The sequence below is a fragment of the Mycobacterium sp. NGS35 genome (genome assembly GCF_059812855.1).
On the sequence record NZ_JCALDL010000001.1, the window covers coordinates 560,053 to 583,618 of the forward strand.

15 protein-coding genes and 2 pseudogenes are annotated in these 23,566 nt (G+C 63.7%); 10 read left to right on the plus strand and 7 right to left on the minus strand.

Going from position 1 to position 23,566, the window contains the following annotated elements; translation table 11 throughout:
- Positions 1-25: 25 nt before the first annotated feature.
- Genes recC through recD form a run of 3 tightly spaced genes read left to right on the plus strand, consistent with a single transcriptional unit; the run spans position 26 to position 8,228 of the window.
- On the plus strand, positions 26-3,259 hold the full coding sequence (recC, locus tag AC5Y4C_RS02830; protein WP_499963318.1) for an exodeoxyribonuclease V subunit gamma: 3,234 nt from the start codon (positions 26-28) through the stop codon (positions 3,257-3,259).
- Positions 3,259-6,540, plus strand: coding sequence for an exodeoxyribonuclease V subunit beta (gene recB / locus AC5Y4C_RS02835; RefSeq protein WP_499963320.1), 3,282 nt, complete (start codon positions 3,259-3,261; stop codon positions 6,538-6,540). The genes recC and recB overlap by 1 nt, the downstream gene beginning before the upstream one ends.
- Positions 6,537-8,228 carry an exodeoxyribonuclease V subunit alpha gene (gene recD / locus AC5Y4C_RS02840; RefSeq protein WP_499963322.1) on the plus strand — a complete coding sequence of 564 codons (1,692 nt, stop codon included), beginning with the start codon at positions 6,537-6,539 and terminating at the stop codon, positions 8,226-8,228. Before recB ends, recD begins: the two co-directional genes overlap by 4 nt.
- Before the next feature lie 6 nt (positions 8,229-8,234).
- Here recD and AC5Y4C_RS02845 read toward each other — a convergent pair whose 3' ends face one another.
- Positions 8,235-8,699 (minus strand): DUF1942 domain-containing protein, encoded by a 465-nt coding sequence (locus AC5Y4C_RS02845; RefSeq protein WP_499906114.1) that lies wholly within the window; start codon positions 8,697-8,699, stop codon positions 8,235-8,237.
- Positions 8,700-8,784: 85 nt separating this feature from the next.
- On the opposite strand from AC5Y4C_RS02845, the gene AC5Y4C_RS02850 reads away from it, so the two are divergent.
- The 5 genes and pseudogenes from AC5Y4C_RS02850 to AC5Y4C_RS02870 all read left to right on the plus strand — a co-directional run bounded on the left by AC5Y4C_RS02850 (position 8,785) and on the right by AC5Y4C_RS02870 (position 12,894).
- Positions 8,785-9,807, plus strand: coding sequence for a TIGR03617 family F420-dependent LLM class oxidoreductase (locus AC5Y4C_RS02850; protein ID WP_499963324.1), 1,023 nt, complete (start codon positions 8,785-8,787; stop codon positions 9,805-9,807).
- 177 nt (positions 9,808-9,984) lie between these two features.
- Positions 9,985-10,182: pseudogene (locus AC5Y4C_RS02855) on the plus strand (ADP-ribosylglycohydrolase family protein); the annotation flags it as partial.
- Positions 10,183-10,408: 226 nt separating this feature from the next.
- The gene (locus tag AC5Y4C_RS02860; protein WP_499963326.1) at positions 10,409-10,981 is read left to right on the plus strand and encodes a Uma2 family endonuclease; all 573 of its coding nucleotides are present in this window, start codon (positions 10,409-10,411) and stop codon (positions 10,979-10,981) included.
- 106 nt (positions 10,982-11,087) lie between these two features.
- The gene (locus AC5Y4C_RS02865) at positions 11,088-12,473 is read left to right on the plus strand and encodes an AAA family ATPase (RefSeq protein WP_499963484.1); all 1,386 of its coding nucleotides are present in this window, start codon (positions 11,088-11,090) and stop codon (positions 12,471-12,473) included.
- Positions 12,474-12,543: 70 nt separating this feature from the next.
- Positions 12,544-12,894, plus strand: coding sequence for a hypothetical protein (locus AC5Y4C_RS02870; RefSeq protein WP_499963486.1), 351 nt, complete (start codon positions 12,544-12,546; stop codon positions 12,892-12,894).
- Positions 12,895-12,931: 37 nt separating this feature from the next.
- On the opposite strand, the gene AC5Y4C_RS02875 is transcribed toward AC5Y4C_RS02870, so the two are convergent.
- Positions 12,932-13,201, minus strand: a complete 270-nt coding sequence (locus tag AC5Y4C_RS02875; protein WP_499963328.1) for an AbrB/MazE/SpoVT family DNA-binding domain-containing protein — start codon at positions 13,199-13,201, stop codon at positions 12,932-12,934.
- Positions 13,202-13,263: 62 nt separating this feature from the next.
- Positions 13,264-14,358, minus strand: a complete 1,095-nt coding sequence (locus AC5Y4C_RS02880) for a hypothetical protein (RefSeq protein WP_499963329.1) — start codon at positions 14,356-14,358, stop codon at positions 13,264-13,266.
- A gap of 664 nt (positions 14,359-15,022) precedes the next feature.
- Between AC5Y4C_RS02880 and AC5Y4C_RS02885 the strand changes: the two genes are divergently transcribed.
- Both AC5Y4C_RS02885 and AC5Y4C_RS02890 read left to right on the plus strand, forming a co-directional pair.
- Positions 15,023-15,469, plus strand: a complete 447-nt coding sequence (locus tag AC5Y4C_RS02885; protein ID WP_499963331.1) for a very short patch repair endonuclease — start codon at positions 15,023-15,025, stop codon at positions 15,467-15,469.
- Positions 15,470-15,862: 393 nt separating this feature from the next.
- A pseudogene (locus AC5Y4C_RS02890) lies at positions 15,863-17,294 on the plus strand (IS1634 family transposase).
- A 220-nt stretch (positions 17,295-17,514) separates the two neighbouring features.
- Here the strand turns inward: AC5Y4C_RS02890 and AC5Y4C_RS02895 are convergent.
- The 4 genes from AC5Y4C_RS02895 to AC5Y4C_RS02910 form a co-directional block, all read right to left on the minus strand.
- Positions 17,515-18,711, minus strand: a complete 1,197-nt coding sequence (locus AC5Y4C_RS02895; protein ID WP_499963333.1) for a DNA cytosine methyltransferase — start codon at positions 18,709-18,711, stop codon at positions 17,515-17,517.
- Positions 18,708-19,985 (minus strand): DUF2357 domain-containing protein, encoded by a 1,278-nt coding sequence (locus AC5Y4C_RS02900; RefSeq protein ID WP_499963335.1) that lies wholly within the window; start codon positions 19,983-19,985, stop codon positions 18,708-18,710. Before AC5Y4C_RS02900 ends, AC5Y4C_RS02895 begins: the two co-directional genes overlap by 4 nt.
- Positions 19,986-20,368: 383 nt before the next feature.
- The gene (locus tag AC5Y4C_RS02905) at positions 20,369-21,796 is read right to left on the minus strand and encodes a DUF8727 domain-containing protein (RefSeq protein ID WP_499963337.1); all 1,428 of its coding nucleotides are present in this window, start codon (positions 21,794-21,796) and stop codon (positions 20,369-20,371) included.
- 964 nt (positions 21,797-22,760) lie between these two features.
- On the minus strand, positions 22,761-23,426 hold the full coding sequence (locus AC5Y4C_RS02910; RefSeq protein WP_499963339.1) for a rhomboid-like protein: 666 nt from the start codon (positions 23,424-23,426) through the stop codon (positions 22,761-22,763).
- Positions 23,427-23,566 lie beyond the last annotated feature (140 nt).

Here is a 23,566-nt window from a genome sequence, read left to right on the forward strand (position 1 = left end):
GTGCCGCGGCATATCGTGACCGTCAATGCTTCATCTCCACCGTGCCGAGCGCACCGACCTCCTAGCTGACGGCCTCGGCAAGCTGCTGTCCGACCCGCTCCCCGACCCGTTCGCCGAGGAGCTCGTCATCGTCCCCGCCAAGGGCGTCGAACGCTGGCTCAGCCAGCGCCTGTCCCACATCCTCGGCCGCGCCCACGAATCCGACGGTGTCTGCGCCGGCATCGCGTTCCGCAACCCGCAGTCGCTGATCGCGGAGATCACCAACACCGTCGACGACGACCCCTGGTCCCCCGACGCGATGGTGTGGCCCCTGCTCGACGTCGTCGACCGAAGCCTCGACGAGCCGTGGTGCACGACGCTCGCCACCCACCTCGGCCACTTCGCCTGCGGCGACGAAAAGGAACTGAGACAGGGCCGGCGCTACGCCGTCGCCCGACGCCTCGCGGGGCTTTTCGCCTCTTACGCCCGCCAACGCCCACACTTGCTCGAAGCGTGGCTCCGCGGCACCACCGAAGGCCTCGACCGAGACCTCAGCTGGCAACCCGAACTGTGGCGCGCACTCGTCCACCGCATCGACGCCGACCCACCGCACATCAGGCACGCCAAAACCGGTGCGCGGCTGCAGGAGTCGCCTACTGACCTTCCGCAAAGACTCTCACTGTTCGGCCACACCCGGCTGGCGATCACCGATGTCGAGCTGCTGCAAGCGCTAGCCACCCATCACGACCTTCACCTGTGGCTGCCGCACCCCAGCGACGACCTCTGGCACAAGCTCCAAGACCACCACGGCCCCATCCTGAGAAAAGACGACACCAGCCACCGCCACGTCGAGCACCCGCTGCTGGCCACACTCGGCCGCGACCTCCGTGAGCTCCAACGCAACCTGCCGGAGCCTCACACCGACGAATATCTGGGCGGCACAACCAAACCCGACACGCTGCTCGGCTGGCTGCAGCAAGACATCACCGCCAACGCCATCAGGCCCGAAGGGCGCAGACACACCACACGCGACCGCAGCATCCAGGTCCACAGCTGCCATGGGGCGGCCCGCCAAATCGACGTGCTCCGCGAAGTCTTACTCGGCCTGCTCCAAGACGACAAGACGCTGGAGCCGCGGGACATCCTCGTGATGTGCCCGGACATCGAGACCTACGCACCGCTGATCGTCGCGGGCTTCGGCCTCGGCGACATGATCAAGGGCGTCCATCCCGCACACCAGCTGCGCGTCAAGCTCGCCGACCGCGCGCTGACGCAAACCAACCCGCTGCTCGGCGTCGCGTCCCAACTCCTGGAACTCGCCGGCGGCAGGGCCACCGCCACCGAAGTCCTCAACCTCGCGCAAGCCGCGCCGGTAAGAGCCAGGTTCGGCTTCACCGACGACAACCTCGAAGACATCACTCGCTGGGTGCGCCAGGCCAACATCCGGTGGGGCTTCGACCGCGCGCATCGCCAGCCGTTCGGTGTCGACTTCGTCCAGAACACATGGCAATTCGGCATCGACCGTGTGCTCGCCGGTGTCGCGATGTCCGACGACTCACGCGCCTGGCTCGAGGCCACCCTGCCGCTCGACGACGTCAGCAGCAACCGCGTCGAACTCGCGGGCCAGCTGGCCGAATACATCGACCGCCTCAGGCATGCCGTCGAAAATCTCAGCGGCACAAAGCCATTGAACGAGTGGTTGACCGATCTCACCGAAGCCATCGAACTGCTCACCCGAGTCGGCGACGACGATGTCTGGCAGACCAGCCAACTGCAGCGCGAATTCGGCGGCGTGCTGACCCACGCCGGAGATCGCACGGACACACCGATGCGACTGCCGGACGTCAAAGCAATCCTGCAACGCCACCTCGCCGGACGCCCCACACGCGCGAACTTCCGCACCGGCACGCTGACCGTCTGCACGATGGTGCCAATGCGCTCAGTGCCCCACCGGGTCGTGTGCCTCGTCGGACTGGACGACGGCGTATTTCCGCGCCAAGGTGTGGTCGACGGCGACGACGCGCTCGCCCGCAACCCGATGACCGGCGAGCGGGACATCCGTTCGGAAGACCGGCAACTGCTGCTCGACGCGATCGGCGCGGCCACCGAGAAGCTAGTCATCACCTACACCGGCGCCAACGAATACTCGGGGCAGGAACGGCCGCCCGCAGTGCCGCTGGCCGAACTGCTCGACACCCTCGACATGACGACGGAACGCCACGTGCGCCACGACGTCGTCGTCAAACATCCGTTGCAGCCCTTCGACACTCGCAACGTGATCCCTGGCAAGTTGATCCCCGACGAACCGTTCACGTTCGACCCCACCGTCCTCAACGCCGCCCACGCCCGCGCGGCGGACCGGCACCCACGTCCACCGTTCATCGACGGCCCCCTTCCCGAGCCAGTACCCGACGACGTCGTGCTCGCCGACCTCGTCGCCTTCTTCAAAGATCCGGTGAAGGGGTTCTTCAGGGCACTCGACTTCACGCTGCCGTGGGAGGTCGACGGCGTCGAGGACGCCATGCCCGTCGACATCAACGCGCTCGAGGAATGGACGGTCGGCGACCGGATGCTGCACGACATGCTCAACGGCATGGACCCCGACCAGGCCCGGCATGCCGAATGGCGCCGCGGCACCCTGCCGCCAGGTTGGCTGGGTTGGCGTAAGGCCACCGAGATTCGCGACCAGGCCGCGCTGTTGGCTGAGACCGCCGGGCCATATCGACACGCAGAGCCCAGCGCGGTCGACGTCGACATCCATCTCGACGACGGCCGGCGCCTGACGGGCACGGTCTCACCCGTCTACGGGAATCGGCTCGTGTCGGTGACGTACTCGAAGCTCGACGGCCGCCACCTGATGCAGTCGTGGATCCCGTTGCTGGCGCTGGTCGCTCACGCTCCGCAGTCAGAGTGGGCGGCAATCTGCGTCGGTCGCCCGAAGCGGGGCACCACACCGAAAACCGATGAGCTGACCGGGCCGGCCGACACCGCCTTGAAGCTGTTGAAAGACCTTGTCGCCATGTACGACGAGGGCCGCCGTAAACCGCTGCCGCTGCCGGTCAAAACGTCTTACGCCTGGGCAGCGGCCGTGCACAGCCACGATGACCCGCAGCGCGCAGCCGGCTATCGGTGGCGCTCCGACCGTTATCCCGGTGAGGATGCCGACCCGGCGCACGTCCGCGCATTCGGTGAGGGCGCCTGGCTCAGGGACCTCCTCGCGAAAGGCCTCGACGAGTACGCGCAACGACTGTGGCTGCCACTGTTGAGAGCGCTTGTGTGATGGATCCTTTCGACCTGCTGGGTCCGCTGCCCGCGCCGTGTTCGATGACGGTGCTGGAAGCCAGCGCGGGTACGGGCAAGACGTTCGCGCTGGCCGGTCTGGTCACGCGGTACATCGCCGAGGGTGTAGCGACGCTCGACCAGATGCTGTTGATCACCTTCGGGCGCGCTGCCACCCAGGAGCTGCGCGACCGCGTGCGGTGCCAAATCGTCGACGCCGTAGCCGCTTTCGACAATCCGAGCCGTATCGGCGACAACCAAGTTGTCGAGCACCTGGTCACCGGAACCGGCGAAGAGCGAAACCGGCGGAAAGGACGGCTGCGCGACGCGCTGGCGGCCTTCGACGCAGCGACCATCGCCACCACGCACCAGTTCTGTCAGATGGTGCTCAGGTCGCTGGGCGTGGCGGGCGACACGGATTCCGGCGTCACGCTGGTGGAAAGCCTTGAGGAGCTGGTCACCGAGATCGTCGACGATCTGTATCTGCGCCATTTCGGCAACGAGCGCGACGACCCGCTGCTCAGCCACGCCGACGCCCTAGAGCTCGCACGTGAGGTGGTGAAGAATCCCGCTACCGAGCTCAGGCCCGCACACCCCGATCCCGATTCGCGCGCCGCGGTGTGTATTAGGTTCGCCAAGGACGTTCTGGAGGAACTCGAAATCCGCAAGCGCCGCAAGGCAATTTTGGGCTACGACGACCTGCTGAGCCGGCTCGCTGACGCCCTGGACGCCGACGATTCGCCGGCTCGAGCGCGGATGCATCACCGCTGGCCGATCGTGATGGTCGACGAGTTCCAGGACACTGACCCGGTGCAATGGAAGGTGATCGACCGCGCATTCACAGAACGCTCCACGCTGATCCTCATCGGCGACCCGAAGCAGGCAATCTACGCGTTTCGCGGCGGGGACATCGTCACGTATCTGAAGGCGGCCGAGACGGCGGGCACCAGAATGACGCTCGGCAAGAACTGGCGCAGCGACGGCGCGCTGGTGCAGCGGCTGCAAGCCGTGCTGGGTGGCGCGCAGCTCGGTGACCCGCGGATCGTCGTGCACAAGGTCGACGCTCATCACCAAGGATCACGTTTGAACGGCGCCGGTGACCCGTTCCGGCTCCGCGTCGTGCGCCGAGAAACGTTGGGCCGCAGCGGAATCAAGGTACTGCCGATCTCCGAATTGCGCGACCACATCCCCCGCGACCTCGCCGCTGACGTCGGCAATCTGCTGGCCAGTGGTGCCACGTTCGACGGCCGCCCGATCGAGGCGCGCGACATCGCGGTGATCGTCGAGAACCACAAAGACGCGCGCGCTTGCTACCGGGCCCTGTGCGACGCGGGCATCGCGGCGGTCTACACCGGTGACACCGACATCTTCACCTCCGAAGCCGCCGAGGACTGGCTGTGTCTACTGGAGGCGTTCGATCAGCCGCACCGCTCGGGCATGGTTCGCGCCGCCGCGGCGACCATGTTCTTCGGCAAGACCGCCGACGAGCTCGCCGACGGCGGTGACCACCTCACCGACGAGGTCGCAGAGACGTTGCGGGAGTGGGCCGGTCATGCCCGCGAACGCGGTGTCGCCGCGATCTTCGAAGCGGCCCAGCGCAACGGGATGAGCGACCGGGTGCTGTCATGGCAGCGCGGCGAACGGCTGATGACCGACCTCGCACACGTGACCCAGTTGCTGCAGGAGGCGGCGCACCGCGAGCACTTCAGCCTGCCCGCGTTGCGCGATTGGCTGCGCACCCAACGCGAGGAGCGAAGCGGCGCGAAGGAACGCTCGCGTCGACTCGACAATGACGCCGCCGCGGTGCAGATCATGACCGTATGGGTGGCCAAGGGTTTGCAGTTCCCGGTGGTGTATCTGCCGTTCGCGTTCAACCGCAACGTGCAGACCCGCGAAATCGTGCTCTATCACGACGGCGACACCCGCTGCCTGCACATCGGCGGCAGCGACAGCCCGGACTTCACCGCGGTGTCGCGGCTGGGTCGCGCTGAAGATGCGAGCGACGACAGCCGGCTGACGTATGTCGCGATGACGCGGGCGCAGGCTCAGGTGGTCGCGTGGTGGGCGCCGTCCTTCGACGAGCCGAACGGCGGGCTGTCGCGGCTGCTGCGAGGCCGCAAGCCGGGCGAGCCACTGGTGCCGCATCGCTGTATGCCAGACAAGGTTTCGGATGACGAGGCGCTGGCGCGGTTCAAGGAGTGGGAAGCCGCCGGCGGCCCGGTCGTCGAGGAGTCGGTGGTGCGGTCGGTGCCTGCGTTGCCACCAGAGAAGACGCCGTCCCACCTCGGGGTGCGGCACTTCCACCGGTCCATCGACACGTCGTGGCGGCGGACGTCGTATTCGGGGTTGATCCGCGCCGCTGAGTCGTCTCCGGTGAGCAGTGAACCGGAAGTGGTCGAACTCGACGACGAGGTCGCGGAGATTCCGTTGGTGTCGGCGGCCGCCGGCGCGGACGTGTCGTCGCCGATGGCGGAGCTGCCGACGGGCGCGAAGTTCGGCACGTTGGTGCACGCTGTGCTGGAGACGGCCGACCCGTTCGCCGCTGACCTGGCCGCTGAATTGGAGGCACGGATTCAAGAGCACGCGGTGTGGTGGCCGGTCGACGTGCCGGCATCCGAGATGGCGGCCGCGATGGTCCCCTTGCACGACACTCCGCTCGGCCCGCTGGTGGACGGGTCGACGCTGCGGCAGATCGGCCTGAAGGACCGGATGCGGGAGATGGACTTCGAATTCCCGCTTGCCGGCGGCGATTTGCGCACTGCCGCACCGGAGATCCGGCTTCGGGACGTCGGCGAGCTGTTGCGTGCGCATCTGCCCACCGACGATCCGCTGGCCTCGTATGCCGACCGGTTGGCCGAAGCGGCGCTGGGCAGTCAGCCGCTGAGGGGCTACCTGTCGGGTTCGGTGGACGCGGTGCTGCGCGTCGCCGGCCGGTTGGTGGTCGTCGACTACAAGACCAACTGGCTGGGTGACCCGAGCCGGCCGTTGACGGCCGCCGACTACACCCGGCCGCGGCTGGTCGAGGCGATGCTGCATTCCGACTATCCGCTGCAGGCGCTGCTGTACAGCGTTGTGCTGCACCGGTTTCTGCGTTGGCGACTGCCCCGGTATGCGCCCGAACAGCATCTGGGCGGAGTCCTCTACCTCTTCCTGCGGGGCATGTGCGGGCCGGACACTCCTGTGGTGGACGGCCACACCGCAGGAGTGTTCAGCTGGCAGCCGCCCGCGTCACTGGTCACGGCGCTGTCCGATCTGCTTGATTCGGGTGAGGTGGCGGCATGACGAGCGTGGAGTGGCGGCGTGCCCGCAGCGCCACGGGGCTGCTGCGGGTGTTCAGCGATGCCGAGGTGATCGAATCGTCGGATGTCCATGTCGCGCAGCGTCTTTGCGTCTTGACATCCGAACACGACGAAACGGTGGCATTGGCAGTGGCGTTGACGGTGCGGGCTTTGCGCAACGGCTCGGTATGCCTGGATCTGCGGTCAGCCGAGCAACAGGTCGGGGTCGAGGGCTTGCCGTGGCCGGACGTCGACGCGTGGCTGGCGGCGGTGCGGGCCAGCCCGCTGGCCGGGTCACCACCGGCCCTGCGCGTCGATGGTGATCTGATCTATCTCGACCGCTACTGGCTCGAGGAGCAGCAGGTCTGCCGCGACGTGCTCACGATGACGTCGACCGAACCGAAGCCGGTGTCGGCCGCCATCGAGCGCTTGTTCCCGGCGGGCTTCGAGGAGCAGCGTGCCGCCGCGGAAGTGGCGCTCTCGCAAGGCTTGACGGTGCTCACGGGCGGGCCAGGGACCGGCAAGACGACGACGGTGGCGCGGTTGTTGGCGTTGCTTGCCGCCGGCACGCGGTTGCGGATCGCTTTGGCCGCACCGACAGGCAAGGCAGCGGCACGGCTACAAGAGGCGGTGCAACTCCAGGTGGCCGAGCTCGAGCCGGCCGACCAGCAGGCGCTGTCGGGCCTGCACGCAACCACACTGCACCGGCTGTTGGGCAGCCGTCCGGACACGTCGGCGCGATTTCGCCACCACCGCGGAAACCGCCTGCCGCACGAGGTGATCGTGGTCGACGAGACGTCGATGGTGTCGTTGACCATGATGGCTCGGCTGCTGGAGGCGGTGCGTCCGGATGCGCGCCTGATCCTGGTGGGTGATCCCGACCAGTTGGCGTCGGTGGAAGCGGGCGCGGTGCTTGCCGACTTGGTCGACGGTCTCGGCGAGGCCAAGGTTGCGGCGCTTACGAGGTCGCACCGGTTCGGTAAGTCGATCGGCAGGCTGGCGTCGGCGATCCGCGCCGGAGATGCGGACGACGTCGTCGAGGTGTTGCGCGCGGGCGGCAAGCACGTCGAGTGGATCGAGACCGACGAACCGGCGGAGCGGTTACGCGAAGTGGTTGTCCCGCAAGCGATTCGGCTTCGTCAGGCGGCGATCCTGGGTGATGCCAACGAGGCGCTGCGTGCGCTGGACGAGCATCGGCTGCTGTGCGCGCACCGGCGCGGCCCGTTCGGGGTGCGGTATTGGAACCGTCAGGTGGAGCGGTGGCTGGCGGAGGCGACGGGCGAGCCGATCTGGTCGGCGTGGTACGCGGGCCGGCCGGTGCTGGTGACGGCCAACGACTACGGGCTCGGGCTGTACAACGGCGACACGGGCGTCACCGTGGTGCGTGACGGCGTGCTGCGCGCGGTGATCGCGGGCGCGGAGCGGCTCGAGTTCGCGACGGGCAGGCTGTCAGATGTCGACACGATGCACGCGATGACCATCCACAAGAGCCAGGGCAGTCAGGCCGACGAGGTGACGGTGCTTCTGCCGCAAGAGGATTCGCGGTTGTTGTCGCGCGAGCTGCTGTACACCGCGGTCACGCGCGCGAAGAACCGGGTTCGGGTGATCGGCTCCGAGTCGGCGGTGCGGGCTGCGGTGCAGCGGCGTGTGGTGCGGGCGTCCGGGCTGGCGGAGCGCTTGCGGTCGGCTTAGGGCGGCTTACGGAACCCAGCCCAGCAGGTCTTCGAAGCCGTTGTTGTAGACGACGCTGTTGGGCGGGGCGCCGACGACGTCGAAGTAGATCTTGCCCGTCGTGCTGGCCCCCGGCGGCAACGGGCCGCCGCCGATACCGTCGGGTGTCCAGACTTCGGCGAGCGCGCGGTAGTTGTCGCCGTTTTCCGCGCGGGCGTTGAAGAACGCGATCATCGGGGTGACCGTGCCGGCTAGCGATTCGGCGGTCACCGTCGCTTCGTACAGCTGGCCGGCGACCGGGTACGGGATGGCGTCGGCGCTGTGGGTAAGCGCCGTGACCGTGTAGCCGATCTCCGTGCCGTTCGGGTCTTTGAGCGTCTCGCGCACGCCGAACCGCTGAATGTTGCTGGTCGCCGAGGCCGGCGCCGTCGCACTGGCGCTGATCAGCATGGCCGCCGCGACCACGCTTCCCACGATCTTCGAGATCTTCACGGTGACTCACCCCCTCGTCTCCCTGCGCGACCAGTACCCCTGGCGTCGCGCCTGCGAAACCCCCGCCCGAGCGTATTGTTCCACCGTGCAGGTCGACGCGATGACGATTCCGCAGCCGTTGAACCAGATCGGCGGGCTTGCCCGACGGACGCAGCAGGCAGGATTCTCGGGTCTGCTGTTCACCGAGACCGGTCGGACGCCTTATCTGAACGCGGCCGTGGCGTCGCAGGCGGCGCCGGGCCTGGAGCTGTCGACCGGTGTCGCGGTCGCGTTTCCACGCAGTCCGTTCGTGACGGCGGCGGCGGCATGGGAGCTGCAGGAGGCGACGGGCGGCAAGTTCCGGCTCGGCATCGGCACGCAGGTGCGCACGCATGTGGTGCGGCGCTATGGCGTGGAGTTCGAGCATCCGGGTCCGCGGCTGCGCGACTACGTGCTGGCGGTGAAGGCGTGCTTCAGCGCGTTCCGGACCGGCAAGCTCGATCACCACGGCGAGTTCTACAACCTCGACTTCATCACGCCGCAGTGGAGTGCGGGGCCGATAGACGAACCGGACCCGAAAGTCGATGTGGCAGCGGTAAATCCGTGGATGCTGCGGATGGCGGGTGAGGTCGCGGATGGGGTGCATGTGCATCCGCTGGGCGAGCCGGGGTACATCGCGCGGCATGTGGTGCCGAATGTGGCTGCGGGAGCGGCGAAGTCGGGTCGATCGGCGTCGGAGATCGCGGTGATCGTGCCGGTGATGACGATCGTCGGCGACACCGACGAGGAACGGCACCGGGAGCGTGAGGCGGTGCGGGCCAGCATGAGCTTCTATGGCAGCACGCCGAACTATGCGTTCATCTGGGACGAGGCAGGCTTCGAGGGGACGACGGCGCGCATCCGCGAGAAGCAGAAGGCGGGCGACTTCGCGGGGATGGCAGCGCAGGTCAGTGACGAGCACATCGCGACGTTCGCGACCGAGTCGACGTGGGAAGGCTTGGCGGATGCGCTGGTTCAGAAGTACGGCGACGTCGCGACGCGGCTCGTGTTGTACAACGCGCTAGGCGATGCTGAGCGGTTCGAGCGGTATGGTGAGGTGGCGAAGTCGATCGCGTTGCGTCGCAAGTAATCTCGGTCAGACGCGAAAACGGCGTCGGAGGAGAACACCGTTGTGCCCGACTCTTAGCGACAATTGCGTGGTGCAGTGCGCGCTTGTCGCTAAGAGCCGGGCATACGCGCACTCAGCAATCCGCGATGGCGTCACCGGCGGAACAGTTCTGCCGGACGCCCCCGGCCCCCGGTGGCCGCGGAACACCTCAGGCTAGCGCTGGACGCCGCGGTGCGCGCGGGGAATGACACCGAAACCGTGGCCGCGATCGCGGGCGGGTTGCTCGGCGCCGCCTATGGGGCCAGCGCGGTTCCCCGGCGTTGGCGCACGCTGCTGCACGGGTGGCCCGGCCTGACGGCGCACGGTCTGGTGAATCTCGCTGCAGCTGTGGCACGAACGCATCCATCGACGTCGTCGTAGATCGGTGACGATTGCCAAAGCCTCGCAACCCGTATGGCGTCCACCTCGCATGTCCAGCGGTGTATCCGCCATTACCGCATCGCGCAAAGCATCTCGATTCGCCGCAACGATCGCTTGTCGGTGGCATCCGCCAGAATCCGACGCGATCGCCGTTGCGCGTATTCTGCACATATTCGAGCTCTGTGGCGAGAGGAGGCGGGCGGTGTCCGACCTTGCGAGCTTCCCGCGTGGCCTACTGAGCCTGGAGCAATGGGACGCCCTGGAACTCGACCCGACGCGACGGTGGGAGCTCAGCGAAGGGACTCTCATCATGTCGCCGCGGCCGCACGTTTGGCATCAACGCGTTTCCAGAAGGCTAACCCGCCTCCTCGAAGATCACCTGCCGGAGGGACTCGAGGCACTTCCCGAGATCGAGGTGATAACGCGATCGTCGTTTCCTCCGAGTGTCCGTGATCCCGACATTGTGGTGGTTCCTGATCGTGTTTTCGAGCAGCGGCCCGCCCGGGTCCAGGCCGCAGACGTCGTGCTCGTCGTCGAGATCGTGTCGCCGGGCTCGCGCGGGACAGACCATGTCATGAAATTGCACGAGTACGCCCAGGCGGGCATCCAGAATTACTGGATCATCGATCCCGACGCACCGCCAGACGAACGATTTCTCGCCTATCGCCTCGACGGCGAAGCCTATCGGCGGCTCCCGGCACTCGATGCAGGCATGGTTCGTGTAAACGAGCCGGCGACAATGGAATTCGCCCTCGATGAGTTGACTGGCCGCTGAGGCGCGTCGGGTCGACTGGCCGTTATCAGTCGCAATAACTCAGTTGACGGCGTGGCGGTCGGGTGCAATTCTGTTCGACTTGCCCTTTCCCGACGACCACCTGACGATGACTCTGACCGACGAAGATTTGAACGATCCAGCCGCCGAGCCCGCCACCGGCGATGGCGGGCTCCGCCGACCGATCACCGACGTCAAATCGTGGCTCGAGGGTCTGGACTCCGATGTGCGCCCTGCGCTGCAAGCGCTCGGCGAGCTGTTGGTGGGTGTCGTCGAACGGGAAATCGCGGAAAGCGCAGACAGGTTCACCGCCCGCTGCTTGAGCGTCCCGGACTCTAGCCACCTCCTGGATGAGGAACGCGAGTTGAATTCCGTATCCCGGTTGACCGTTCCGCTGGCCCTGGCCGAGTGGATCGACAGGCACGCTGACGTCTGCGAGATCGGTCCGGGCGAGTACACGTCTCCACCGACGTGGACGCAGACCGAGATCGGCGGCCGGCAGCATCGGCACCCGCTCTGCTTGCGGGTGCATTTCCCCGCGGGGACGCTTGACGTCACGGGATGCGTCATTCACGTCGATGCGCGCGAAAGCGTTATCCACACCGCCGAAGTGAGCGCGTACGTGGCGCCCGACAACCAGGTGCACGCCCGCGCTGTGCTGGACCGGCTGGCCGCGCGCGCCGATGAGCTGAACCCGTACCGTGGCCAGGCGGTGCGCGCCACCCTCGAGCACGGACTGCGGTTCGACGTGGTCGACCTACCGTCGACCGCGACCCGTGAGACCGTGATCGTCCCCGACGAGGTGTGGACTGAGGTCGACCTAGGTGTCACCGCCGTGCGCGTCCGTCACGTCGTACTCAACGCACACGGTCTCGGCGCACGACGCGGTGTGCTTTTGTGCGGTCCACCGGGCACCGGAAAGTCAGCGGTCAGTTCGGTCGTCGCTCGCGAGGTCGTCGGCCAATTCACCGTCATCTATGTGGAAGCCAAGGCCGGTGCCGAGCTGCTCACCGCTGTGGTTGAGGAGGCTCAGCGCCTCGGCGGTCCAGTGCTGATCGTGCTGGAGGATGTCGACCTGTGGTGCCGGGACCGCAATACTGGCGGATCGGGATTGTCGGAGCTCTTGCAGGCAATGGACATCAAGGTCGATGCCCGCATTCTGACGCTGGCGTCCACCAACGACGCCGCGACGCTGGACAAAGCGGCGATCAGGACCGGGCGGTTCGACTCAGTCGTCCAGGTCGGCCACCCCAACCGCGCTGACGCTGCGCGCATTCTGGCGGCGCTGATCCGCGATATCCCCGGCGGCCGGGACGTCGACACAGCAGCGGTCGTGGCGGCGATGCCGGAACGGACAAGCGGCAGCGACATCCGCGAGGTCGTCCGCCGCGCGGTGCTCGCCGGTGACGACGGAAGCGTCAGCACCGCAACGCTATTGGCCGAGGTCGGCAGCGGGCGGTACCGGGCCGAGGTTCCGGCAGGGATGTACCTCTGAGGACGCTCACCGGTGTCCGGTCGCTGGTTCAAGCGGCAGCTCGGACCCACGCCCACGTAGAGTGGTCGGCGTGGACTCTGGGGACCTCGAACCACGAGTCAGCGCTTTCGAGGAGCAAGTGCGCGATCTCGCCGGCCGGGTCCGGGCAACTGAGCAAGACGCCGCGTCCGCTCGTGTTCTCGCCGGCGCCGCCGACCGTGACGTCAGCGAATTCCGCGGGGAGATACGCGATTTCCGCCGGGCCACCACGGCGAATTTCAACGCCCTTCGGCAGGACTTCGTCGGCCTTCGTACGCACGTCGACAACGGCTTCACCGAAATGCGCGGGAAGTTCGATGTCATGACTGCCGGACGACAACAAATCGTCGACCTGCTTCAGACGATCGTCACGGATCAAGGGCGTACAGAAGCGGCCAGGTAGCCCGCCGCCATGACCGATACCGACTGCGGGCGAAAAGTCAGAGCGGAGCCATCGGCCAGCAGTTTGGTAAGCGCCGCCCGGAATCGACGAGCGCCAACACCATCTCGTCAGCGACCACCGTGTCGGCCCTGGCTACCAGGCGTCCATCTTCATCCCGCTCGAGTCGTGCGGTTCGCTTTCCCGGGACGATCTGCAGTCCACCGCCGTGTGCAGAAATATCGACCTTCGTGCCGGCAGCCAGACCCAACGCATCACGCAGGTGCTTGGGTAAAGCGACTCGACCTTGCGAATCGATGACTCCCTCCATGGGATCATGGTACCGATGAGAGCCAATTTTCCGGCTCGGCTCCTTGCCGCTCTCAGGTGGAACTAGACAGCGTCGTCGAGACTCCAGCGCTGCGCGTGCATCAGAAGCTCACGCTTGTAGCTCGTCCTCAGCGCATCGATCACTGCGAGTGCTCGTGACGTCAGTTCGTCCCGAATCCCGCTCTGCGCGTGAGCGTATGGGATGTACGCGCGTAACAGGTCGGGAACGTCCAGCATGACCTCTAGCGGAATGTTGTCGTCGATGTAGGGCGTGCCGCCGATCGCCTGTTCGACACGCGTCGTGCTCCACCGCAATGGGTCACCCGTACCAGTCTCGAGGAGCTCCAGCAGCAGCTCCCGATGGCTAGGGTCGGCGAACGGCGCTGCCGAACTGGTAGCGAAGAACCTGTCGCACAGCTCCTCGGTCATCTTCCAATCCATGGCCGGTGACCGATGCTCACCGCCTTCGGGTAGCCGAGTTACCAGCCACTGAACCAGTGCTCGGTAAAGCGGCCAGGTTTCGGTTTCCGGTGCGAGCATCGGCTTGCTGAGTGCTTCTTCGATCCACACCCGGGCATCGGCGAGGCTCATTTCGACGACGTTGGTGTCGCTGCTGGACTCGGCCACCCGTGCAAGAGCTTCCTCGACCGAATCCGGCACAGCGCATGCATCGACGACAGTCGAAAATTTGTTGTGGTCGATGAGGACCGCGACAGTCAGCTCGTGCCGGCCCAGTCGCGTACCGATCACGAGTTCGTCGACGTCGCCGAGCACATGCGTTTTGCGCACCGCCTGATACGCCGCGATCTGGGGCAGAGCGCTGATCCATCGCGGCAGGTGCTCGTCTCGTTCAGCCAGCTCCTGCCGACATCGCGCCTGCGCGGCGGGCTCGTCGACGAGAAGCTCGGCGATCACGGCCAGTAGCGCCATGGTCTCCCGGTTCCGCATACCCATGAGGCCGGTCAGGACCCGATCCAGATAGATCTCTTCGCGCAACGGTTTTGATTTCGCCCGGTAAACGAACCAGCTGGCCACACTCAGCAGACCAAGGGGATGCCCCCTGGCCAGGGCACGGCGCAATATGCCGGTGAGCGTCGTGTCGGCGGAGGTATCCGGGTTGCGGTTCTTCGGCCGCCTAGGCCGTCGCTTGTTAGTCATGGCGCGGAGGCTACGCATGGGCGGTGACATGCGGCCTGCGCCGTTCAGAGTCCCTTCGCGCTCAGTGCTTTCATCAGGGCGGGTCGGCGGCCGTACTCCTCGCGGATCTGCGCGATGAACGACGCGAGATCGGCGCTGCGACCGCCTCTTCGTACAGTTTGGCAATGGTCGCCAGTCTCGCGGCGATGTCTGGATACAGCTTGGAGTCGGGGTACCTTAGATACACCTCGAGCTGCTGCTGCGTCGACGGGCCGAGCTTCGGCGCCTCGGTCGGCCAGTTCCCGCCATGCCCAGCCGGGACCGTAGCGGTCCGCCGCCTCCCAAGCGGCATCGACATCACCCTCGCTCAGCAAGAGCTGAACCAAGACGGCTGCGGCGGCGAAGCGGCCGGATGCTAGTTGTCGCGCATGCTTCAATGCCCGCGGACTTCATCCGACAGCCGTCAGTCCAGAACTACCGTGTCTCAATCGATTTCGCGGCCGGCATCGACCCTGCCGATAACGAGCACACTTGCGTGCTCTGGTGATGTTGCCCAGCAGGTCGTACCCATACTTGGCCAACCGGAGTAGAACGCAGACGAGGAACCTACCGGCACCAAACCTGCCGATGCAGAAGGATACGCTGGGTTCGTCGGCTCGCATTGACTACATCTGGAGTTTCCGCCGTGACGAACTCTTGGGCTTCATCTCCAGCCGCCCGCGCCGCGATGCAAGGGAACCGTCGTCGTGACACCGCTCCCGAACTTGCCGTTCGGCGGCTGGTCCATGCGGCAGGGCTACGCTATCGAGTGGATTCAAAACCAGAACGCGCTGTTAATCGCAGGGCGGACCTCGTGTTTTCACGAGTGCGAATCGCGGTATTCCTGGACGGCTGCTTCTGGCATGGATGCCCTCAACACATGCGTCTGCCCTCATCCAATTCGGATTATTGGTCCTCCAAAATTGAGGGCAATGCGAGGCGAGACTGCGAAACTGATCAACAATTGAGAGAACTGGGATGGACTGTCTTTCGATTCTGGGAGCACGACGATCCTGCTCGAATCGCTAACAGCATCGTCAATGTGGTGCGCGGCGCGAATCCCAACAAGGTGAAGGCCATAGATGACAAATGACGATCGGAGAAATTGAGGGTCCTAGTTGGCAGCGCACTCCGTCACTTATCACAAACTGCATACGAGTCACCGTTGACTGCAGCACCCGGCCTAGCTTATCGAGGCTTACGACAGGGTAGTCACAGGACATATTTTAAGCATCTAACACGTCGACTCGTTCGACGAACGCAGTAGGACAATCCCATGTTCATACCTGACTTAGGACATTTTCTGGCATTGCGCTGTCGTGCAGGGCTTTGAGCAGGCAGCGAATTCTGTGGGGCTGGGGCCAGTATTTGCACACTAAAGTGGGGGCTCTAGGGTCCTGTCGTGGCCTATGTGCGCACCGTGAAGACCGCCTCGGGGGCCACAGCGGCGCAGATCGTGTGATCGACCCGTCGTGGGTCGCGCAATATCGCGCATCTGGGCTCAGCGCACGACGACGGTGAGGTCGAAGCGCTCAAAGCCGCGGCGCGGCAGCGGCTGGCCGAGGGCCAAACCACCCTTGATCTCGGGCTGGGCACCGCCGATGTTGATGGTGATCCGTTGGAGGTCGTCTCGACGAAGTCGACCCCCCGCTGTGGGAATCGTTGTGCGCGGCCTATCAGGAGCTCGGCTTCGACGCGGCCACCGGCGGCGACGCGGTGTTCCGGGATCTGGTGTGGGCCCGCATCATCGAGCCGACCAGCAAGGCGGACTCGCTGCGCGTGCTCGCCGAAATCGGCATCGATACCGTCGACTACTGCACTGTCACACGTCGCTTGCCGAAATTCGCTAAACCTGCTGTACGCCAAGCACTGTCAGCGGCATGCGCCGCCCGCGCCGGACTAGGTCCCACGTCGCTGGTGCTCTACGACGTCTCGACGTTGTACTTCGAAACCGATGCCGCTGACGGGTTCCGTGAACCGGGATTCTCCAAGAAACGCCGGCTGGAGCCGCAGATCACCCTCGGGCTGCTCACCGATGCGTCGGGATTCCCACTGGCCGTCGAAGCGTTCGAGGGCAACAAAGCCGAGACCGCGACCATGCTGCCAGTGATCAACGCGTTCAAGGCCGCCCACAATCTCAGCGATGTCATCGTCGTCGCCGATGCGGCATGATCTCTGAAGCCAATCAGATCGCGCTGAAAGCCTCGCGATTGTCGTTCATCATCGGCACCCGGATCCCGTTCGTGCCCGATGTGGTGCGCGAATGGCGCGACAAGCATCCCGATCAAGACATCGACGATGGCAGATCTTCATCCAACCCTGGCCGGCGACCAGCAGCGAGAAGACCCGCGGTATCCCCGATCGCGTCGTGTACTACCAATACCGCCACGACCGGGCCCGGCGCACGCTCCGCGGCATCGCCGAGCAAGTCGCCAAAGCCGAGAGGGCCGTCGACGGACGAGCCCCGGTCAAACGCAACCGATTCATCAAGCTCACCGGCGCCACCAAGACCGTCAACCGTGAGCTGGAGGCCAAGGCCCGCGCCCTAGCCGGGTTCAAGGGCTACACGACCAACCTCGTCGAACAGACACCGGAGTTCATCATCGTGGCCTGCAACCAGCGGTGGCGCATCGAGAAGAGCTTCCGAATGTCCCAACACGATCTCCAGGCCAGACCCATTTATCACCACAAGCGCGAATCCATCGACGCTCACCTAACCATCGTGTTCGCCGCCCTAGCCGTCAGCCACTACATCGAGACCCAAACCAGCTGGAGCATAAAGAAATTCGTGCGAACAGCACGGCGCTACCGCACCGTACAGATCAAAGCTGGCAGACAAATCCTGACCGCCGTTGACCCGCTACCCGATGACCTGCCGCGAAGCCATCACCAAGATCAACCGCAGCGATGCACACTAAATTGTCCGAAGTCGGGATTTTAAGCATCTAACACGTCGACTCGTTCGACGAACGAAGTGGGACAATCCCATGTTCAAAGAACCTAATCTTCAGCCCGGTTGGTGATGCCATTCAGCCGGTGAAGCGTAGAAATGTACGCGTTCTATTGCAGCCAAATGTGGCGCATTCACTGGTTGGGGCGGCGAGAGTCGTCGAATCTCCACCAATCGAGCATCTTCAATCAACTTTCCAACGACTTCGCCAGGCTTTCAGCAATGTGTCTCGACAAGAGGGGCGGAACTGCTGACCCAATCATCTTCGCCACATGTGGCTCAGACTTGCTAAGGAAATCAAAGTCATCGTCAAAACTTTGAAGACGCGCCGCCTCCCGCATCGTGATCCCGCGGTCTTCGACGGGATGGCCGAAACACCCCGAGCCGAGGTAGTTACAGCTCTTCGTAATCGTCTTTGCTGGCGCGTCCCAGCTCAATCGGCCGTAACTGTTGTAGTAGGCCGACTTAGTCTTGAGGTGGTCTGGCAGGTCGGACGCGATCATGCCAGGTTTCATCGCTCTTAGGCGGTTAAGGACTCGTTCTGAAGGGATTCTCGCTACGTGGTTCATTGGAGTGCCTATGTCGCTGCGCATTGCAAGCGCATAACCCGCGACGGTCGGACGATAGTTTGTTACGGGGCGCCGTCCGACCTCACGTGGGGCAGCGGGAGGAAGGTCGCTAATCGCATCGCGAACAGTTACATAAGGAGCGAGGCTGCTTTGTGAGAGGGAATTCGAAGCGGCTCTGGCGCGCTTATGAGTCGGTTCAGGCCACTCGAAGGGGCGCAAATCTCTCTGAACCCCGACGACGAATGCTCTTCTCCTTACTTGGGGCACTCCATAATCCGCAGCGTTCAACACTGACCACTGAACATTGTAACCCATTCCACGCAGGCGACGCGCAATTTCAGCTATTGTCTTGCCGCCGTGCGACGTGACCATCTGAGGCACATTTTCGATGACAACCCCTCGTGGCCTCAAGGTGTCGACGAGGTTCAAGTAGTACCTAAATAGCGTATTCCTTGGGTCCCGGCTGTCGAGTGGATTACGTGTGTACAGGACGCTGCCGTCTGCGAGACGCACACCGTTGCTCAGGTTCTGGCTGAAACCTTCACACGGTGGCCCTCCGACAAGCACATCAAGCGAGCCCTTTGCGTCTAAGGCCAACGGCTCAAGCCGTTCTTTAAATTGTCGAGGCGCCAGAGCAGCTATATCTCCCGCAACCAGCATGGGATAGTTGCCTTCCTTCGCGTGATTGTGGGCGAAGGTGTCTAGAGCCTGGGCGTCGATGTCAGTAGCGAGTACGACCTCATACTTCCCGGTACGCACGAAGCCGTGAGACAGTCCGCCGCATCCCGCGAACAAATCCACGATGCGCATCTTCATGCGACTGTTCCCTCCAGGCGCTTGTCCAAGTAATCATTTATCGCTTCCTCCATCAGCGCAGTGCCGGAGGGAAGCATCGGTATTCCACCAACGCCCACCGACAACCAGCTTATGTAGAAGCGGTGGTAGCGGTACTTTTCCTTTTCGACACCGGGAAAGGCGATCAACCCAGCGTGGGCCAACCGCACATGTGGCGGCTCTTTGCTGACAATGGCGTCGCGGTAGCGGTGCAATACGTTGACATCGGCAGCGAGCGGCCCCGGGATGCCGTATCGCGCCAAATATGAATGATCCTGACCGAGGCGGTACTTCGCATCAATGATCAAGAACTTAGCTCCATCTTCTACTATTTCGATGACCGCGTCTGGCTCCTGGTCGGTAGTGGGTAGGCCGAGAAACAGACGCCGGTATTGACATTTGATCCGCCGACCGGACGCGTCCGCGAGAATCACCGTTGACCTGCTGCCTGCCGTCATCACAAGCTGGCTTCCCGCCCGCTTGATAAGAGGGCCACTGTTCTTTATGACCTCGGGAAAGCGATTCTTCAGGATCTGTGTGATCCTAAGGAAAACCCAGTACTCGTACATAGTCGGTAGATCTTTCAGCCCGACTGGCTCGGAATCCCGGAGTGGTTGAAGTGCTAGCCATAGGAATCGCATATCTCGAAATGCCTTCTCATACAGCGGGTCGCGTAGCCGCACCTTGAGACTCGGCACATGGTGAACCGGCATGATTCCGATGAGCCGCAGCCGCCAGTTCTCAGCGGCTTGTGCGAGCATGCGAACAGGCACGGCAAGGTTTGGGTCAATTTTGCTGAACCAGTCGGCAGACACGACTGATCGCGCCATCGACCATAGACGATCGACCTCCCAGCGAAGATAGCCGTTAATAGGTGTCGATTCCCCCTGCCGTAATGTGTACGCTTGCATGGCGCTTCGTTGACTGGCAATTGTTCCATATGCGCGGCGAGACACTGGTTTCGCTCCTCGCAGTCGGTCGGCCATCACAATTTCACTCGAGGTCTCGAGCTGCCGCCTGAGGCGCGGTAAGAGTCGTTCCATCGATTCGGAGAGTCTCTTAGCAGATCTGCGAACCAGTTCTAACCATTCCAGGTCCGTCTCCTGCCGCTCGGTATGTGATTCGTAGCCAGCGCCTGCCGCGCCCGTGGGCGATGCGGCTAGGGTGGGTGCCAGCTTCTCTAGTTCGGTTCGAATGGCTTCAAAATCGCGTTTATAATCAATCTTCGTCGGAAAGCACTCCAGCCGTATCGTCATCGCTCCAATCGGTGTGTCCCATCTCCAGGACACTTCTCCAACGGCACCGCGGTACTTGATTTCAATGTGTTGAAGATTGTGGTGGCGCACTATTTCTGAAGCAGAATCCGACCTCGGTGAAGTAGTGATAATGGTAGCTTGCGGGCCTGTCAAATAAACCGCTATCCGTGAGTTCTCCCCTAGTAATGGGCGTGTTAGTGGGTATCTTGCAGCGGCAACCGACCCTAGGGAGGTGCCCATTACATCAACCAAAGCTGCTTCCTTGCCGTCCCAAGCGAAGCTCACGTGTGTTGCTTCTGATCGGTCATGGCGTGGCGGGCTCTCGACCAGTACGGCGGTAAGGGTGTAATCGTCCACGCGGACAGAAATAAGCGATGTTCCTTTTACCATGCGCTGAAATACCCCAGTTCGCTGTACTGCTCGAGCATCGCCAGAAGCCGCTCAGCGGAACGGGGATAACGACTGACCGCGACTTGAGGCCTTAGCGACTCAATCGAAGCATCCTCCGACACGTCAAATTCAAGGAGAACAGCCAGCGCTCGTCTAAGCGCAAGAGCTGCGCCAGGAGTCGACCCCTGCCACTTCGGCATGACACATGTCCGGAGACCAACATCAATGACGCTGTCTCTGGGCAGCACAGAGTCGAGGCCATGGCGTTCGGCCAAAGCTACAAGGGTAACTAAAGCATCTCTTTGGCGATAACCGATCGGCCCCCCAAGGGGGGCGGCGATGTCCATGAGTGCGGAAAGAAGAGTCGCAACGGCTTCAAGGTGTTCCGCTTCATACCGACTATCGCTTAGCGACCGAGGGCGATCGGTAAGCAATGCGAAGAGATTCGGCAAATCGGGCGGGGCAATGGAATCCTTCTGGTCGCCGTCGCTTCCCTCGGCTGGCGCCGCGAAAAGGTCTACATAGTGCAGGTCGTACACTGCGGCCCGGTCGAGGACCTTCGGACTTAAAGTCCGAGTGGTTTCATCGATGTTGACGGTGCCCACAAGGTAGACGCGATCTGCGATGCGCACCTCTGGGATCTTGGCATCGGACGGCGCCGGGGGAAGCTGCACCTTCGTGCTCCAGTAGCGACCATCCTCAGCCTTATGCCATTCTTCTGCAGCACTAAGGACTTCGGCCAAGTAGTACTCGGGAGGCGCGAGATTCATCTCGTCCAACCTGACGAAGCGAAGTTGTTCGGGCGTCTCTTGACCTGCACTCAATGCCGTCAATAGAACGCCTGGTACGAATGTCTGCGCTATCTCCGAGTAGTAGCCAAGGCTGTCCTCTGATGACACCCAGTTCGGCTTGACCTGGACATCGTGAAAGCTGCCGCCGAATGCGGCGCAGACGTGCCGCACGAGACTTGATTTGCCGGTCCCGCTTGGCCCCGAAAGTATCAGCCAACCGCGGCTTGCCAACAGGAGCAGAATCGAAGCCAGCTCCTCGATGCCGATGATGTAACCAACTTGCTCGAGGTGCCGCCTCAGCGAGTCCAACTCCTTGGCCGACTTCGAGACGAGATTCTCCTCTGCATCTCTCAGCGCAATCGAAAGCGCTCCGGGCGTCGACGATGCAACGAGCGCGAGGCCGGAGCCTGGTCGCCTAAGAACCGGAACGAGGCTTCCTTTTCGTTCGGGTATTACGGAGTGAACACGATCAACCTCCTCAACCAAGCCCTGGCGACGGGCTTTACCCACTGCTGCAGGAATTTGCCTTGTGGTCGCGCCCTCGGGGAGGAGCGGCCGCAAATCATCGCTCGTGAATGACTCTCGCTCAGCAGCCAATTTCTTTATGACTTCTACGATTTCATCTGTCATACCAACCATTTAGACGCCCCTCGTCTTGCTGCGGTTCCACTCTTCAGCGCGACGGCGTTTATAGTCACGACTGCGCTTGTTGTGCTCCTCCCGACATACGTCGCAGCGACAGCCAGACGCGTATGCGGTCTCAGTCCCGTGCTGGCTCAGGACTCGGCCTTCGGCGCGCACGCGAGCTATGTATCGACGATGCTGTTCAGTAGCTGCCGCTCGGCAGGCGGGACAGCGACAAGCCAAATTGCCGTAGCCGTTTACGGTCCCATGCCGAGGATCGTCCTTCGGTAAGCGGTACGGCCACTGAGCACCGGCAACTTCTCGCTCGTCGCCCACGCGCGGTATTCTGCCACAGCACGGCTCGCGCCGGGGGGCAACACACCGTTGCCGTGCCCAATCGTCGGATCAAGTGGCGAGGCTGCACCACCTGAGTCAAGTGACCAGCGTCGTCACGCCTATACCGCTTCCGGTGGTCCCGTGGTCTTGTTGATCAGGCGTATCCTCGCACCAGGAGGTTGGCATGATCTATCTAGTGCTCCTGGCCATTCTCGCCGTGCTCATTTGCATCGGCGTGAGGGTGTATAGAACTGCCAACAAATCTTCAGCGACTCGGATAGTCGGCCCCGACGACGACCAAGAGTTTCTGCGGCGGATCAGCCGGGGCCCCGACACCCCCGACTCAAGGAGGTAGGTGGGCTCTGGCATGGTATGGCTTCCTGGCCGGGCGGTGCCCCAGCATCGCCCAAAAGAGGCGCCGTGACAGTGCTCCAGACGCTGGCAAAGCACAAAGCCATGCATAGCTATCGCGCCCGGCAATTCTCAGGAGTTCAGCGGCAAGAAGCACCTCCGCTGATGCTCCGCGCCACAAGGCTCTTGCGCTAATGTCGACATTGATCCGAGCAAATGGAGGCCCAAGCGCAGGCTCGTCTGTAGCGGGCGCAACTTCTCAGTTAATGATCGGCGATCGCATTTAGCCTTTGTGCGGCTGGAGCTCGGCCCGTACCCCAGTGCAGACTATGGTGGCTTCCACACCTGAATCTCGCGGCCGAGCAGGAACCAACCGACCTGCCACCAACCCAACGATAAACGCCATCAGATGCCCCACCTCCGTAAACGTCGGCCGCACTGCGAGATTGACCACCAACGCGACGAGCGTGGCCACCTGCGCCCCCAACCGCCACGGCGGCACCACATATGCCGTCGACGCTCCTGCCACGCCGAACACGAAATAGCTCACGCCCACGTCGCGGGCATTGACCAGCCGCCTGGGCGCTCGACCGTCCCTGATCGACCATCGCAGGTAACCCTGCCCCGCATACGTGCCGATCACATGCGCCGCAAGCCCGATGAAAAACCAACGCGCAGGACGCAATAGGCGCTCCGCAGGTGCCACGATCGCCGCGAACACCGGAACGTACGGCCACCACTTGCGCTCGTCGAGCCAGAATAGACTCGTCACCAACACCCGCGACGGCTCCCTGTGCAGCTGCCACAAGTTCGTCGAATGCCGCTTCTGAATCCGCCGCGCTCGCCACTTCCCCGCCGACCGCTGAATCCGCGTCGTCACGAATAACACCAACAACCACAGGGTGGACAGCGGCGCGCTCATGACCACCCGCACGAGCACAGCTCTCATAGTGCGAACGTAGTCGTGCCACGAGACCGCGCGGCGGGCATCCTGCGCGCAGCCAAGAGCTGAGCCCAGAAAAACTCACAGCCACACCCGGGAATGCCAGCGCGCCGAGACGCCTTGGAACCTGTCGTAGCAAGCGAAAG

Coding starts and splice junctions, on each gene's coding strand:
- recC (WP_499963318.1), top strand. CDS start 26: ATGCTTCATCTCCACCGTGCCGAGCGCACCGACCTCCTAGCTGACGGC.
- recB (WP_499963320.1), top strand. CDS start 3,259: ATGGATCCTTTCGACCTGCTGGGTCCGCTGCCCGCGCCGTGTTCGATG.
- recD (WP_499963322.1), top strand. CDS start 6,537: ATGACGAGCGTGGAGTGGCGGCGTGCCCGCAGCGCCACGGGGCTGCTG.
- AC5Y4C_RS02865 (WP_499963484.1), top strand. CDS start 11,088: ATGACTCTGACCGACGAAGATTTGAACGATCCAGCCGCCGAGCCCGCC.
- AC5Y4C_RS02875 (WP_499963328.1), bottom strand. CDS start 13,201: ATGGAGGGAGTCATCGATTCGCAAGGTCGAGTCGCTTTACCCAAGCAC.
- AC5Y4C_RS02880 (WP_499963329.1), bottom strand. CDS start 14,358: ATGACTAACAAGCGACGGCCTAGGCGGCCGAAGAACCGCAACCCGGAT.
- AC5Y4C_RS02895 (WP_499963333.1), bottom strand. CDS start 18,711: ATGAAGATGCGCATCGTGGATTTGTTCGCGGGATGCGGCGGACTGTCT.
- AC5Y4C_RS02900 (WP_499963335.1), bottom strand. CDS start 19,985: ATGACGATACGGCTGGAGTGCTTTCCGACGAAGATTGATTATAAACGC.
- AC5Y4C_RS02905 (WP_499963337.1), bottom strand. CDS start 21,796: ATGACAGATGAAATCGTAGAAGTCATAAAGAAATTGGCTGCTGAGCGA.
- AC5Y4C_RS02910 (WP_499963339.1), bottom strand. CDS start 23,426: ATGAGAGCTGTGCTCGTGCGGGTGGTCATGAGCGCGCCGCTGTCCACC.